The 14,827-nt window shown below is 65.7% G+C and carries 7 protein-coding genes; 5 read left to right on the top strand and 2 right to left on the bottom strand.

What is annotated here, in order from left to right; all coding sequences use genetic code 11:
• The first annotated feature begins 381 nt into the window (after nucleotides 1-381).
• From GGR04_RS14540 to GGR04_RS14525, 4 genes are all read left to right on the top strand, one after another.
• Nucleotides 382-4,239 (top strand): vitamin B12-dependent ribonucleotide reductase, encoded by a 3,858-nt coding sequence (locus GGR04_RS14540; RefSeq protein ID WP_183200802.1) that lies wholly within the window; start codon nucleotides 382-384, stop codon nucleotides 4,237-4,239.
• A gap of 295 nt (nucleotides 4,240-4,534) precedes the next feature.
• Nucleotides 4,535-5,677, top strand: coding sequence for a nucleotidyltransferase domain-containing protein (locus GGR04_RS14535; RefSeq protein WP_246393169.1), 1,143 nt, complete (start codon nucleotides 4,535-4,537; stop codon nucleotides 5,675-5,677).
• Nucleotides 5,670-7,478: a ThiF family adenylyltransferase gene (locus GGR04_RS14530; RefSeq protein WP_183200658.1), complete on the top strand. Its 1,809-nt coding sequence runs from the start codon at nucleotides 5,670-5,672 to the stop codon at nucleotides 7,476-7,478. Before GGR04_RS14535 ends, GGR04_RS14530 begins: the two co-directional genes overlap by 8 nt.
• A 124-nt stretch (nucleotides 7,479-7,602) precedes the next feature.
• Nucleotides 7,603-7,986, top strand: coding sequence for a hypothetical protein (locus GGR04_RS14525; protein ID WP_183200657.1), 384 nt, complete (start codon nucleotides 7,603-7,605; stop codon nucleotides 7,984-7,986).
• A gap of 796 nt (nucleotides 7,987-8,782) precedes the next feature.
• Here GGR04_RS14525 and GGR04_RS14520 read toward each other — a convergent pair.
• Nucleotides 8,783-9,916: an SAVED domain-containing protein gene (locus GGR04_RS14520; RefSeq protein ID WP_183200656.1), complete on the bottom strand. Its 1,134-nt coding sequence runs from the start codon at nucleotides 9,914-9,916 to the stop codon at nucleotides 8,783-8,785.
• 805 nt (nucleotides 9,917-10,721) lie between these two features.
• Between GGR04_RS14520 and GGR04_RS14510 the strand changes: the two genes are divergently transcribed.
• Nucleotides 10,722-12,767, top strand: coding sequence for a DNA cytosine methyltransferase (locus GGR04_RS14510; protein WP_183200654.1), 2,046 nt, complete (start codon nucleotides 10,722-10,724; stop codon nucleotides 12,765-12,767).
• 297 nt (nucleotides 12,768-13,064) lie between these two features.
• On the opposite strand, the gene GGR04_RS14505 is transcribed toward GGR04_RS14510, so the two are convergent.
• Nucleotides 13,065-14,825, bottom strand: coding sequence for an ATP-binding protein (locus tag GGR04_RS14505; RefSeq protein WP_183200653.1), 1,761 nt, complete (start codon nucleotides 14,823-14,825; stop codon nucleotides 13,065-13,067).
• Nucleotides 14,826-14,827: the final 2 nt, after the last annotated feature.

Here is a 14,827-nt window from a genome sequence, read left to right as displayed (position 1 = left end):
CCGGGAGCCGCGCGCCTCGCGATCGGCCGGCTTATGCTCACAATCCACAGGCTCCTTCGACCGGCTCGCAAATGGTAAAAAAGAATCTGTCCGGTGGCATAGCCTCCGGTCGCCTGTATGCCACGACGGAAAATCCAACGAATCCAGCGGTCGTCCGCTGACACGGACCAAGCGAATCGGAACGCGAGCCGATGGACTCCGATCGACCCGTTTGACAAGATCTGCCCGAAGCGGGAAATTCACTATATGTAGGGAGATGAAGAGGCGCTGACACAACGGCTTGTTGGAAGCTATGGCTGCCTCACCAAATGAGCGCTCCACTCCGACGGCGATTGGCACGGACGGATTTCGCGCATCGGCTGAAGGAATGCACCTATGGGCATGAAGATCGAGCGCCGATACACGCGGCCGGGCCAGGGCGCCTATGGCGGCGTCGAGTTCCGCAAGGCGACCAGCGAGATCCGCAATCCCGATGGCTCGGTGGTCTTCCGCCTCGCCGACATCGACGTGCCCGCGCAGTTCAGCCAGGTGGCGTCCGACATCCTCGCCCAGAAGTACTTCCGCAAGGCCGGCGTGCCGAAGATCCTGCGCAAGGTCGAGGAGAACGACGTTCCCTCCTGGCTCTGGCGCTCGGTCGCCGACGAGGAGGCGCTGGCCGCCCTACCCGCCGGCGAGCGTTATGGCTCGGAGATGGACGCCCGGCAGGTCTTTGACCGTCTCGCTGGAACCTGGACCTATTGGGGCTGGAAGGGCGGCTACTTCAACTCCGAGGACGACGCATCCGCCTTCCGCGACGAGCTCGCCTTCATGCTCGCGACCCAGAAGGTCGCGCCGAACTCGCCGCAATGGTTCAACACGGGCCTGCACTGGGCCTACTGCATCGACGGCCCCGGCCAAGGCCATTTCTACGTCGACTACCGCACGGGCGAGCTGACGCGCTCGACCTCGTCCTACGAGCATCCGCAACCGCACGCCTGCTTCATCCAGTCCGTCGCCGACGACCTCGTCAACGAGGGCGGCATCATGGATCTCTGGGTGCGCGAGGCGCGCCTCTTCAAGTACGGCTCGGGCACGGGCTCCAACTTCTCGTCGCTGCGCGGCGAGGGCGAGAAGCTGGCCGGCGGCGGCCGCTCGTCCGGCCTCATGAGCTTCCTCAAGATCGGCGACCGCGCGGCAGGCGCCATCAAGTCGGGCGGCACCACGCGCCGCGCCGCCAAGATGGTCGTGGTCGACATCGACCATCCCGACATCGAGAAATATGTCCAGTGGAAGGTGCGCGAGGAGGAGAAGGTCGCCGCTCTCGTCACCGGCTCCAAGACCGTCTCCAAGCACCTGAAGCTCATCCTCGCGGCCTGCGTGAACTGCGAGGGCCCGGAGGGCGACTGCTTCGAGCCGATGAAGAACCCGGCGCTCAAGCGCGCCGTGCGCGACGCCAAGAAGGCGATGGTTCCCGAGAACTACGTCAAGCGCGTCATCCAGTTCGCGCGCCAGGGCTACACCGACATCGACTTCCCGATCTACGACACCGACTGGGATAGCGAAGCCTACCTCACCGTCGCCGGCCAGAACTCGAACAATTCGGTTCGCGTCACCGACGCCTTCCTCCAGGCCGTGGAGCAGGACGGCACCCACGATCTCGTCGGCCGCACCACCGGCAAGGTGACCAAGACCCTCAAGGCCCGCGAGCTGTGGGACCAGATCGGCTATGCCGCCTGGGCCTCTGCCGATCCCGGCATCCAGTTCCACACCACGATCAACGACTGGCACACCTGCCAGGCGGCAGGCGAGATCCGCGCTTCGAATCCGTGCTCCGAGTACATGTTCCTCGACGACACGGCCTGCAATCTCGCCTCGATGAACCTCCTGCAGTTCCGCGAAGCCGGCCCGGCCGGCACGGCGCGCTTCGACGTCGACGCCTACGAGCATGCCACGCGGCTCTGGACGATCGTGCTCGAGATCTCCGTGCTCATGGCGCAGTTCCCCTCGAAGGAGATCGCCCAGCGCTCGTTCGACTACCGCACGCTCGGCCTCGGCTTCGCCAATATCGGCGGCCTGCTGATGACCGCCGGCATCCCCTACTCGTCCGCCGAAGGCCGGGCGATCTGCGGCGCGCTCTCGGCGATCATGACCGGCGTCTCCTATGCGACTTCGGCCGAGATGGCGCGTGAGCTCGGCCCCTTCCCGGACTATGAGCGCAACGCCGAGAGCATGGGCCGCGTCATCCGCAACCACGCCCGCGCCGCCCATGGCCTCGCCAACGGCTACGAGGGCCTCGCCGTCGAGCCGGTGCCGCTCGACCATTCCTCGCTGAAGGACAAGCGCCTTTCGGCCCGCGCCAAGGCAGCCTGGGTGCAGGCGCAGGAGCTCGGCGAGAAGCACGGCTTCCGCAACGCACAGGTCTCCGTCGTCGCCCCCACCGGCACGATCGGCCTCGTGATGGACTGCGACACGACCGGCATCGAGCCCGACTTCGCGCTGGTGAAGTTCAAGAAGCTCGCCGGCGGCGGCTACTTTAAGATCATCAACCGCGCCGTGCCCGAGGCGCTGCGTTCGCTCGGCTACAGCGAGGCGCAGCTTGCCGAGATGGAGGCCTACGCGGTCGGCCACGGCAATTTGAACCAGGCCCCGGCGGTGAACCCGGGCAGCTTGCGCGCCAAGGGCTTCGACGACGAGCAGATCGAAGCGCTCAACGCCGCGCTCGGCCAGGCCTTCGACATCAAGTTCGTCTTCAACAAGTGGACGCTCGGCGAGGCTTTCTGCCGCGACGTGCTCGGCATCTCCGACGAGCAGCTGAACGACATGTCGTTCGAGATGCTCCCCTTCCTCGGCTTCTCGCGCAAGGACATCGACGCCGCCAACGTCCACGTCTGCGGCGCGATGACCCTGGAGGGTGCGCCCTTCCTCAAGTCCGAGCATCTGGCGGTGTTCGACTGCGCCAGCCCGTGCGGGCGCATCGGCAAGCGCTCGCTCTCGGTGGAATCGCACATCCGCATGATGGCGGCCTCGCAGCCCTTCATCTCCGGCGCGATCTCCAAGACGATCAACATGCCGAACGACGCCACGGTGGAGGACTGCAACGCCGCCTACATGCTGTCGTGGAAGCTGGCGCTGAAGGCCAACGCGCTCTACCGCGACGGCTCCAAGCTCTCGCAGCCGCTGAACGCCTCGCTTCTGGCGGACGACGAGGACGAGGACGACGTGGTGCAGGAGGCCGCCGAGGCGCTGATGGCCTCCCCGGCCCCGGCGCGCGCGGTGGAAGTCGCCGAGCGCATCGTCGAGCGCATCGTCGAGAAGGTCGTGCGCGACCGTGAGAAGCTGCCGAACCGCCGCAAGGGCTACACCCAGAAGGCGATCGTCGGCGGGCACAAGGTCTACCTGCGCACCGGCGAGTTCGACGACGGGCGCATCGGCGAGATCTTCATCGACATGCACAAGGAAGGCGCCGCCTTCCGCGCGATGATGAACAATTTCGCCATCGCGATCTCGCTCGGCCTGCAGTTCGGCGTGCCGCTCGACGAATACGTGGAGGCCTTCACCTTCACGCGCTTCGAGCCGGCCGGCATGGTGCAGGGCAACGAGGCGATCAAGAACGCGACGTCGATCCTTGACTATGTGTTCCGCGAGCTGGCGGTCTCCTATCTCGGCCGCCACGACCTCGCCCATGTCCAGCCGGAGGATTTCGGCGCCTCGACCATCGGTCGCGGCGTAGAAGGCGACAAGCCGGCGCCGCTGCCGATCTCGTCGGGCATGGTGCGCGGCCAGACCGCGAAGTTCCGCCTCGTCTCCTCCACCGACCCGCAGGGTTCGGCCGGCGCGGCGCCGGCCGCTCCGGCGCCGAAGCCCACCGTGACGCCCGTTATGGCGGCGCCGACCGCGCTCGCCACGGTGTCGCGCAGCGCGGCACCCACCGCGCTGGCGCCGCGCGCCGGCGGGGCCGGCAATCAGGCGGCGGCGTTCAAGCGCGACTACGAGAGCGCGCCGCTCGCCGAGCCCGCTCCCGTCGCCGACGTCTCGCCGGCGCAAGGGTTGTTCGACAGCCCGCTGGCCTTCCCGGCCTCCGATCGCGACGTCTCGCGCGTCGAAACCGCGCCGAAGGCGACGAGCGCCGAACGCCGGGTCCAGGCGATGATGAAGGGCTACACGGGCGACAGCTGCTCGGAATGCTCGAACTTCACCATGGTCCGCAACGGCACCTGCCTGAAATGCGACACCTGCGGCTCGACCAGCGGCTGCTCCTGACGCCTCGACGCCACCTGTCGGGATGCCCAAAGTTATGAATTGGGCGCCAAAGTTGTAAACCGGCCGCGGCCAATTCGCGCTGGATAGGAAACTAGACCTACGCTAGATGCCGCTGAAACAGCAGCGGAATGAATGGAATAACCTGCGCGGCCTGTGCCGCGCAGGTGAAGGAGGGGGAACATAGAGGGATCAGATGGGACGGGGCGGTGCGCCGGACCCAACAGCAGACCAGGAGATCGACATGAACGCAGTCACCGGCTTCATCACGCCCGAGGCCGAGCGCTTCCTCGAGGCCATGGCCGAAGAGCTCGAGATCCCCCCCTCACGTTACGAGCAGGCGGACTCCCGTTTCCATTCGCTGGGCGACTGGTTCGGCCGGCCCGAGTCGACCATCCACCATTACGACCCCCAGATATACGTCCAAGGGTCGTTCCGCCTCGGCACCGCCATTCGGCCGTGGACGGAGGCCGAGGATTACGACGTCGATTCGGTCTGCGTACTCCGCCTGCTCGACAAGGGATCCATCACCCAGGCTCAGCTCAAGTGGCTCGTCGGGTACGAGATCGAGCTGTACGCGAAGGCGCACGGGATGGCGAAGCCCGTCCGAGAGGGGCGCCGCTGCTGGGTCCTGGAATACGCGGACGGCGCACAGTTCCACATGGACATCGTGCCCGCCGTCCCGAACGAGGCGGACCAGCGCGCCTTGCTCCAGCGCCACATGCTCGACGCGGCCGTGGCCAAGACGGCGGTCGCGATCACGGACCGCGAGGACGTGGGCTACCGCATCCTGACGCGCGACTGGCCCAGGTCCAACCCGAAAGCCTACTCGGAATGGTTCCGCGCCAAGGTCGTGGCCGTCGAGGCCAAGCGGCGGAAGGACGGCATCCGCGCCGAGGTCGAGAACATGCCCACGTTCAGGATCAGGACGCCGCTCCAGTCGGCGGTCATGATCCTCAAACGGCACCGCGACCGGATGTTCGCCAAGCGTCCGGACGAGCGCCCGATCTCCGTGATCATCACGACGCTTGCCGCGCATGCCTACGGCGGCGAACTGACCATCGGCAAGGCGCTCGTCTCCATCCTCTCGCGCATGGACCAGTTCATCGAGACGGTGAACGGCGTCGACTACATCAAAAACCCGACCGACCCTCTGGAGAACTTCGCCGACAAGTGGGGGAAGCATCCGGAGCGCAAGGCGGCCTTCCACGAGTGGCTCAGACAGGCCCGCGCCGACTTCTACAACGCAGCCGTCATGACGGCAAAGCAGGACATGGCCAAGGCGGTCCAGGATCGGGTCGGCGTCGGCCTCGCGGAGCGGGCCAGGGCCCGAGCCGTGGGCATCGGCGCCCCGGCCTTCCTGTCGGGAACGGCGATCGGTTCGGCGGCGGCCGCCAGTAGCGGCTCGGTCCGCGCCGCCGGCGGGGGCCGGAATGCCTGACGGCGCCGTCCTGGCGGAACGCAGGAGTTCCGCGGAGGGGGCGGTCGACGCGTGGTTGCGGGCGAACTCCGCGGATGTCCGTCGCCTGCGCCCAGACGAGCTGTCGTCGCTTCGGACGAAGCCGGTCGCCGGTTGGCGGCTTCCGGTCGAGCTGGCGGACGCGGTCAGGCTGGTGGACGTCCTCGTGGGCGCGGGCTTCCCGTTCGATCCCCCGCGGATCCGCTTGGTCGACGAGCCGAAGTTCGGAGCCTGGCCGAACGTCGAGCGTGACGGCTACCTATGCCTGGCCTCCGGCACCACCACGTTCTCGCCGGACGATCCGGTCGGCATGGTCGCGAACGTCCTCGCGCTTGCGCTCGGCGTCGGCCACCTGGTCGGCACGCCCGCCGGCGACGAGGTCCATCGCGAGGACATCCTCTCCTACTGGTCGGCAACCAGGACATTGGGAGGCGTCCGCGTGCTGAGCCTGCTCGATCCGGAGCTGGGCTCGCGATGGGTGCGGGCTTGGAAAGGCAGGCACCTCCTCCTGGCCGAGGACGACGGGACGATCGAGCGCTGGCGGCGCAACCTTTACGGCAAGCCGTCGCGCCGCGACGGGGAGACCGGCCCTGCGTTCCTCCTGCGGCTGGACCGTCCGCTCGTGCCCGCGGAGATGCCGGAGACGGCGGCGGACGTGCTGGCGCTGGCCGAGCAGGCGGGCTGCGACAAGCTGCTGCGCGAAACGCTTTCGGCCCTTCCGGACGCGCTTCCCGTGGCGATCGCGATGCCGTCGACCGCGGGAACCGCCATCACGCTGGTGGTGGTGCGGCGGCCCGACGTCGAACGGGGCCGCGATCCGCTGACCGCGGGCTTCCGACCCGACCGCGTCCCGCGGGCGCTTGCCGTCGGGCGGTATTTCGGCGCCACCTCCGCCCGCAGGATTCGAGCGCAGCGCGCGGATCCCTCCTGGATCCACGGACGGGACGGCGATCCGCGCTTGCGACGGCTGCGGGACTCGCATGTCGTCGTCCTCGGCTGCGGCTCCGTTGGCGCACCCGTCGCGGTCCTCCTGGCCCAGGCAGGCGTCGGGCGCCTGACGCTCGTCGACATGGACGTGCTCAAGGCGGCGAACGTCGGGCGACACCCGCTCGGCATGGGCGAGGTCGATCTGCCGAAATCCATGGCCCTTGCGGTGAAGCTCGGACGCGACCTGCCCCACCTCGATGTGTCCTACGAGGTCGCCAGGGCGGGCGACATTCTGCGGCAGCAGGAGGACCTGTTGCTCGGGTGCGACCTCATCGTTTCGGCGATGGGCGACTGGCCGGCGGAGGCGATGCTTGACGAGTGGCATCAAGCCGTCGGCACCGCCGCTCCGCCCGTCGTCTACGGATGGACCGAGGCGCATGCGGTCGCGGGACATGCCGTCTGCATCGCCCCGGGGGGCGCGCCGTTCCGTGCCGGACTGGACGAGACGGGGCTTCCGCTCCTGCGGGTGTCGGAATGGCCGGGCGGCCCGACGTCCAGGCGGGAGCCAGCCTGCGGCACGGCCTACGAGCCGTACGGTCCCATCGAACTCGCCCCGATCGTGACACTGGTCGCGGAACGGGCCCTTGACGCGCTGCTCGCGCCCCCGCTCGTCTCTGACCACCGCGTTGCGGTATCGTCGGAAAACAGACTGGCCGCCGCGGGTGGCGCGCGGACGCAGAACTGGCAAGTCGTTGTCGGGAATGGATCCGGAGTTCGCGGCACGTTCGAGTTCGGTTGGCCGAAACACGTCGATGATACTACCGAGCCGATCTCACCCCGCGCCGCAGCCCTATAGCCCTTTCGGTAACTGCCTCAAACTCGCTCGCCGGACACTTTGCGGCGCCAACGGCGCACATGCGCCGAACTAGCGTACTTCCTTGCATCGGCATCATGTAGCTTTCGGTCGAGGGAGAACAAGAATGCCATACGTGCTTCTCACCTGCGGGCGATCTTGGCCCGGAGGCTTAGAAAGTGGTCGCTTCAACTGGCTCGCGCTGCCTGCTACCAACCAAGAGCTTGAGTCGCATGTCGACTACGCGGTCAAGGTCGATGCGCAGGAGGCGGCCGACTTAAAGGAATGGGGCGACGACGGGCCGCGCTGTTCACCTTGCGGGATCGACGCATACGTGGCGGTTGCCGAGGCCGAATGGGAAACGATGGAGAACCTTCGATGCCTAGCATCAGTGGCTCATCGTTCGTCCGTCTTGCACCTTGAAGATTTAAGCTCAGCTAAAGCTTTGGTCGAAGAACTCACTTCTCTTGGCGCAGTCATGTCAGACCGTGCTCGACGGTCCGGACAATGAATGCGGGGATGTACTTTGCGGGCGCATTGAGAAAGTTTCGATCCGGCTGAAGTTCGCTCTGCTTGCGAAGGTTCTCGTATCGAGGCCTGTCGGTTTCGCGTCGGGGCGGCTCGAATGACGCCCGACAGAGTGTCGCCCCATGCTGCATGTCGATCCACAGTGCCGAGAACGTTTCATGCTGCCCCTGGTACCAGAACCGCAACCACAGATCGCGTTCTGGAACTCCATTACGGCGCAAGCCAGTCCACGGCGGAAAATCTATGAGCAGTACGAGCGTCTGGGGTAACCAGCTCTCTGTCAACGCTCGATGCTCCCAGACCCTAAGCTCGTCCGCCGACCCAACGATCGTCAAAAACTCCTCGGGAGACAGGCAAGGTGCCAATGTCCTGATCGCGGAGTAGTGAAGTCGCCAATTCTCGATGAACGCCCTCCTCAACTCGATGCCTCCCACAACATCCGGTTCAACTGGCGTCATCCGGAGATATGGTTCGCCTGCTGGCCTTGACGCTGGACAATTCAACCCGACCCTATGCCGGAAGAACTGTATGCGTTGCGGAGCACCTCGCACCGCGTACATGTTTCCAAGACACGCCGGGCATTGGGCGTCGGGAGCGATGTAGTCGTCGCCAGTCCGCGCGGTCTTGGCTCCGGTCTCAGAAACGTATTCGGCTACCGTGACCTTCCTGCGAGTTCCTGGGAAGTACGCCAACCGCATGCACAAGCTCCGTTCCTAGGCTTCTCGCAGCTTCGAATGCAGCTTTCGGATTACCCTAGCAAGCTGTTCCCTTCAGTTGCATTACCCGATTCTCAACGTCGGGATGAACCCACCTCGCGTCCTGTTCTGGTCCCAGACCCGCATCGGCAGGTCGGCCTTCGGCATCCGGGCCCTGCCGAACTCGACCGCCGCCGAGTTCGGCAGCGCCGGGAAGATGTTGACCTCGGCGCCCTCCCCATGGACGGCCTTGATCCGGTCGAGGAGGGTGCGGACGCGCCGCTTGAACTCCGACAGGTCCTGTGGGCGGCGCATGATGTCGTTGTGCGGATCCTCGGCCGTCAGGGACCAGATGGCTACGTCGTCCCCGAGGACGGCTGTGATGCGATCGTCGGTAACGGTCGCGCTGAGGGCCAGCCTGAGGGCGACCGCCGAACGCCCTGCCGCGTCCCCAGGCACGGTCTCCACGAAGCGGATCGCGGGCTGCCCGGGCTGCCACCGCCAAGTCGCGGGCTCGCGGTGGCGCTGGTGGACCACCGCGGGCACGATGTCGCCGATCAGGCGGCCGAGTTCCATCAGGAGGGGCTGCGGCGCCAACGCGAAGACGTTCAGGTTGCGGATCTCCTGCACCTCGACGCGCCCCCTGACCTTCGCGTCGAAGTGCCTGCGCAGGTTCTCAGCCTGGAAGTGCCAGTAGTCCTCCTCGTCGTCTTTGTACGCGCACGACACAAGCGAGAGGTCGATGGTCTGCCGCGACGCCGGATGGTGATCGGGCGGCATCGCGGAGAGGATCGCCTTGGTCGACACGAGGGACTCGCTCCCGCCGATGTCCGCGGCGAAGCGGACGACGTGCGAGGCCCGGTCGGGGTCCATGTCGGCGACGATAGCGATGCGCTCCTCATGCTCGCGCTTCATTTCGAGGAGAACCGCTTCTGAGTGCTCCTCAACCTCCTCGACGTCGATCAGCTTGTGGTGGGTGGCGCAGAGGAGCATCAGGTTTTCGAGGGACTTCGCGAGCTCCGGTGATCGCACTGGGTCGCCGCGCGGTCCCTGCGCCGAGTCCGCGACGACATGTGCAACAAAGCCGAACGTGCCGTCCTCGTTGCCCGAGATCAGGTCGCCGACGAGTTCCCTGTTGCAGCCCCTGTACTGGCATCGGCCGGCCGAGAATGCCCAGAGGGCGGCATGCTTCTTCGGCCCGACGTTGGTTTTCGCCATTCATCCTCCAGGTCGTCAGCGCGCTGTCCAAGCAATCGACGGCATCCAGAATGCGACGGGAACCCAAGCTCGCAGAGGAGAATGGAAACCAAAGCAGTTCCGCTCTCCCCTCTTGGTCCGAGTCTACGTGGCCTAGTGGGCGACGCCGTACGCAGATCGGCTGCGCGCAGTTGCGTAGTAGCTCAATCGCACCAAGACCACTCGAACTTGGGAACGGGTATCCCCAGTTCGTCAAGCGCTTCGTTCACCAGATTTTCCGGAATCTTTGCGAACACATTCGGGGCTGGGAACGTGATGTACTCGCTATTACGCTCATAGACCACGTGCAAGTCAGACCTACCCACTCTGCTCCAGCCAAGGGAATTCAGATACCCTTCAACATCCTCAAACTTGAAGCAGTAAATCATTCAGCGTTGACCGAATGTCCTGGCGGACTCAGCGGTCTGAAGCTCTTCCTCGGCGGCCCGACGCTGTTCTAGCTTCTTTCTTCGATCGTCTTGGATTATCCGCAGCACAGCGTCCGCTTCGCTGCACGCGACGGTCCTACTGGGAGCGGCGATGAACAGCCCTTTTACGTCAGGGGAGGTGATGACGTGGTAGCGACCATCCAATATCGTCTTATGCGTGAATCGAACGTCCATCTTCGGTTCTCCTGATCGAAATATGAGCCAGGGGCCATCCAAGATCAAGTTAACGCCCGCGCCCGCATCGCACGAACTGTCGATCGGAAGGTGTCGGACGCGAAGACGTGGATGATCGAGGCTGTGACCCGACAGTCGCCGATGGTCCGTTACGCATAGCCACGATGCGGCCTCGCTCGATCGAGCGGTCCGCCCAGCACGTTGAAGAAGCGGCGGGGTTGCTGAAGGGCAGTTTCGGCGCTTGGGTCCGGCACGAGTGCAAGATCGAGCCGCGGACCGTCCTTGGCTATCGGAAGGTGGCACGCCACCTATCGGGGCATCGGAAGTTTCTGGTCAAACAGAAGCTGACACCTTCGGCCGCGGTGATCCTCGCCTCCGCAAAACCCGAAGGTCGGGAGGCCGCATTGCATTCGCTCCGGTCCGGGAGGCGCATCAACGCCGACGAAATGAAGATCGTGGTCTCGTCGGGCGAGACCAGAAAGTCGGCAACGTCGGGATTGCCCGCTTTCCGAAAGGCGGCCAACTCGCATGCGTCCGACGTCGCCGGTCGCCTCGGTCGCCTGGTCGCGGAAATCAATTCCGCTCTGGAAACCCACTCTCCCGCCCTACTCGACCTCGCCAAGGGCGCACGCCCGCTTTCACTCCAACTCGTCGCAATGACGTGGATAGGAGACCCGTCGAGCGAAGATGGAATCCGCGTTCTCTCCCGGGCCCTGGAGGATTTTGCGAAAGCGCGCAAGTCCGGTCAGCTCGAGGAGTCGGCGCACGGACTGGTCGAGAGGTTCGCGAACTTCGGCAATGTCGAGGAACCCAAGGCCACGGCGCCCGCGCCGGAAGCCGCTCCCGACACCCGGACGGCAAACCAGCGGCGCCGCGCCCTCACCTCGATCAGCACGCCGTTCAAGCACGGCCTCACGAGCTTCGAGGTCTGCGCGGGTGGCGGCGGCCAGGCTTGCGGCCTGTCAAAGGCTGGGTTCCAGCATGTCGGGATGTTGGAAATGGATCCCGACGCCTGCGAGACGCTGCGCGCGAACTTCGGCGCCGATCACGTCATCGAGGCCAACCTCGTCGGCTACGACCCGGGCGATGTCGGCCCGATCGACCTCTTCGCAGGGGGCGTGCCCTGCCAGAGCTTCTCGAAGGCGTCGTCGAAACGGAACGGCGAGGACGACGACCGCGATTGCTTCCCCGAGGCGTTGCGGCTGATCGAGCGCATGAAGCCGCGCGCCGTCATGCTGGAGAACGTCGAGGGCCTCTTCGGCCCCGATTACGACATGTACCGCCACCGCATCCTCGGCAGGCTCGGCAAGCTGGGCTATGCCTGCGAGTGGCGGAAGGTGCGTTGCGCCTGGTTCGGCATTCCCCAGACACGCGTCCGCACGATCCTCGTCGGTTTCCTGGAGGCCGACGCCATGTCACGCTTCAGGTGGCCCGAGGCCGTAGCCCACTACAAGGACGAACCCTATCCGGTGATCGGTGCGATCGACTGGTGGCTACGTTCGGGCGGATACGTCCCCTCGGACGAGGTTACGGACGCGTTCGACTGCGTTGCCCCGACGATTCTCGGTGGCAGCACGAAGAAGGAGAGCATGGATTTCGGCCAGCGAAAGACGGCGGAGAAGTGGAGGGCGATGACGCTCATCACCACCCGATGGGGCGAGCTTCCCCCGGCGCCCGGACACGACGGACCCATCCTTCCGGCGAACGGGCTGATCGCTGCGCTGCAAGGGTTTCCGGCCGACTGGAAGTTCCGCGGCGATAGGCATCCCGTCTACCGCCAGATCGGCAACGCGTTTCCGCCCGTCGTGGCGCTGCACCTTGGCTGTGCGGTCGCGACCGCGCTGACGGGCATCCATCACGACCCGGGCCGCGCGATCAGTTTGCAGGGTACCCGGTTCCGGCTCGAACCCGTGCGGTCGACGAACGCCGACGGCACGCCGCGCGAGCCGAGACCTCCCGCGTCCGCCCTGCTGCCCCAAACGCGGGACCTCCGGATCAGGAAGCTGGCGGCGACGTCGTCGATCCTTCTTCGCGAGAACGAGGGCGAGTTCCCGCACGAGAGCGTCTATCCGCCCCACGAGGGCGACGACCGCGAGGAAGCCGAGCTGGAGCACTACGTCTGGTACTGGGGGAGCCTCGATAAGGAGCGCGTGGCACAGGCCGCTGCCGACGGGGCCGGGAGCGGCGTTCCGCCTGCGGCGAAAATATGAGGACGCACAGGCGTGGTCGATCCCGTATGCGTCACGACGCCAGGACCTCGCAAAGTACGGCAAAGCCGAAATTACCCATTCTCCTCAGGTTAGGGTTTTTCCTTGGCACAGAAATCAAGTCTGCGTTACCGGACAGCGGCGGCAGTTGCAGATGAGTAGAGAGTGCCGCCGACGAAGCCGGGAGCGGTAGTCCGCCTGCGGCAGCGGCAAAGGGGTGAGGACGCGCATACGCTGTTCCGCACGCATCCGAGTTTTTGGCCATACCTACGGCCGGCAACATCGGGACGCAGCGGCGCGTCAGTCGCCGATGCCCTTCAGGATCCATTCCAGCTCGTCGCGCGCCGACGAGATCAGTCCGAGGTAGGATTGGATCTGCACATCGGGGGCGAGCCTCGTCACGTCCAGTGTCGCAAGCGGCCCTCTGCCCAGCATCAGGATACGGATGCCCCCCAACGGAAGCTGACGGCCGAGATCGTCCCGGTACGCTTCCGCCTGTGCGACGTCGTTGCGGTCGATGGCGTGCGCGGGACGCTTGAACTCGATGAGCGTCTTGGTGCCGTCGGACGCCTGGCCTAGGAGAAGATCCGGCCGCTTGGCCGCCCGCAACGCTTCCGGTTCGTCGCGGCCGAAGCGCCGCAGGATGTCCCGCAAAGTCCGGTTGGAAGACATCGTCGCGTAGCCACGTCCGAGGACCCACAGGTTCGTCTCGATCGCCCTGTGGACGTCGGCCTCCAGCGTCTCCTTCCGCAGGACCAGCTCCTCCAGCATGTCGAGGAAGCGAAGCCGCACGGATGCCTGCCGGCCGATGGCGGAGAGTTCCAAGATCCCGAATTCGGCCAGCGAGTCCGCGAAGTCGCTGACCTCGGCCTTGCTCGCGGCGCTGATACGCTGAAGGATGTCCCAGTAGGCATCGTACTCGATGGCGTCGAGCGCGACGTCGGCAATGGCCTCGATACGGTCGGCACTCTCCTCATAGAAACGGACGAGTATCCGGCGGATGGCCTCCTCCGCATACTTTCTCCTGAACTCAGGCAGTGCGGCGATGCGCTCCTGGAGCCGCTTCGCGATGCGGGCGCGCTGAAGGCTCATGTCGTTTGCGAACGCAGCTTTCAGGGCAGCCTTCACCTGCCGGCGAACGAACTCGGCTATCTCCGCGTAGGCCTTGCTGCTCTCGTTCAGCCCGCCCCAGTCTGCGGCAACAAAGTCGTCGTTCCCGTTGACCTCGATCTCGCCGAAGACCCGGCGCGCCAACTTGCCCGGGATATCCTCGTCCTCTTCGAGTCCGAACATCGAAGGCTCGCCCACACTCTTCCCGTCGACCCGAACGACGATGCCAGGACGCCCATGCTTGCCCTTGCCTCCTGCCACCGTGAAACGCAGGTCGACCGCCCCGGCGGCGGGGAGGTTCTCCGCTGCTCGGGAAGTAGTCCCGGGAACGTCCTCGATCGTCAGCTTCTTTCCGTTGACGCTGACGGAGAAGTCGTCCTGCCGCGCGTACTCGCGGACGAGGATTTCGCGCAGCTTGTCCGCAACCGGGAAGTTCAGACGGTCCTCGAGGGCAGACAAGGTGACGGTCGTTCCTTTCTCACCCGGCGCAGCCACGGTCTCCTCGAGCGGAAGGTCGACGGTCTCGAGGTCCCGATCGGTTTCGAGCAGGATCCGCTTGTCGATAAGGACGCTGCTCCTCACGCCGCCGGACACCGTATCGATCCGCATCTCGCCCGCGAGGAGGAGTCCCGCGAACTTGCCTATGCCCTTGCGACCCTTGACCCTGCGTTTGCGTCCAGGCGTGACCGCACCTGCTCGGAGACGTCGGTCGCCGGCGATCTTCAGGTACTCATTGCGCAAGGCCGCCGACGTCATGCCGACGCCGTCGTCGCGCACGACGACGGGATCCCCGCTGAGAGCCTCGGGCAGCGTGACCCAGACGTTGGGCGCGTCCGCGTCCCAAGCGTTGTCGACGAGCTCACGCAGCGCGAGCTCGCTTGATCGATACCCTTCACCCAAAAGGCGAGCGAGGCGCGTGTCGACCTGGAACCTGGCCTTGGCACCGGTCAACG

It is taken from the genome of Aureimonas pseudogalii, from assembly GCF_014196835.1.
Lineage (GTDB): Bacteria > Pseudomonadota > Alphaproteobacteria > Rhizobiales > Rhizobiaceae > Aureimonas > Aureimonas pseudogalii.
Note: the sequence above shows the minus strand (reverse complement) of the source record. Positions and strands in the feature narration are given on the sequence as shown.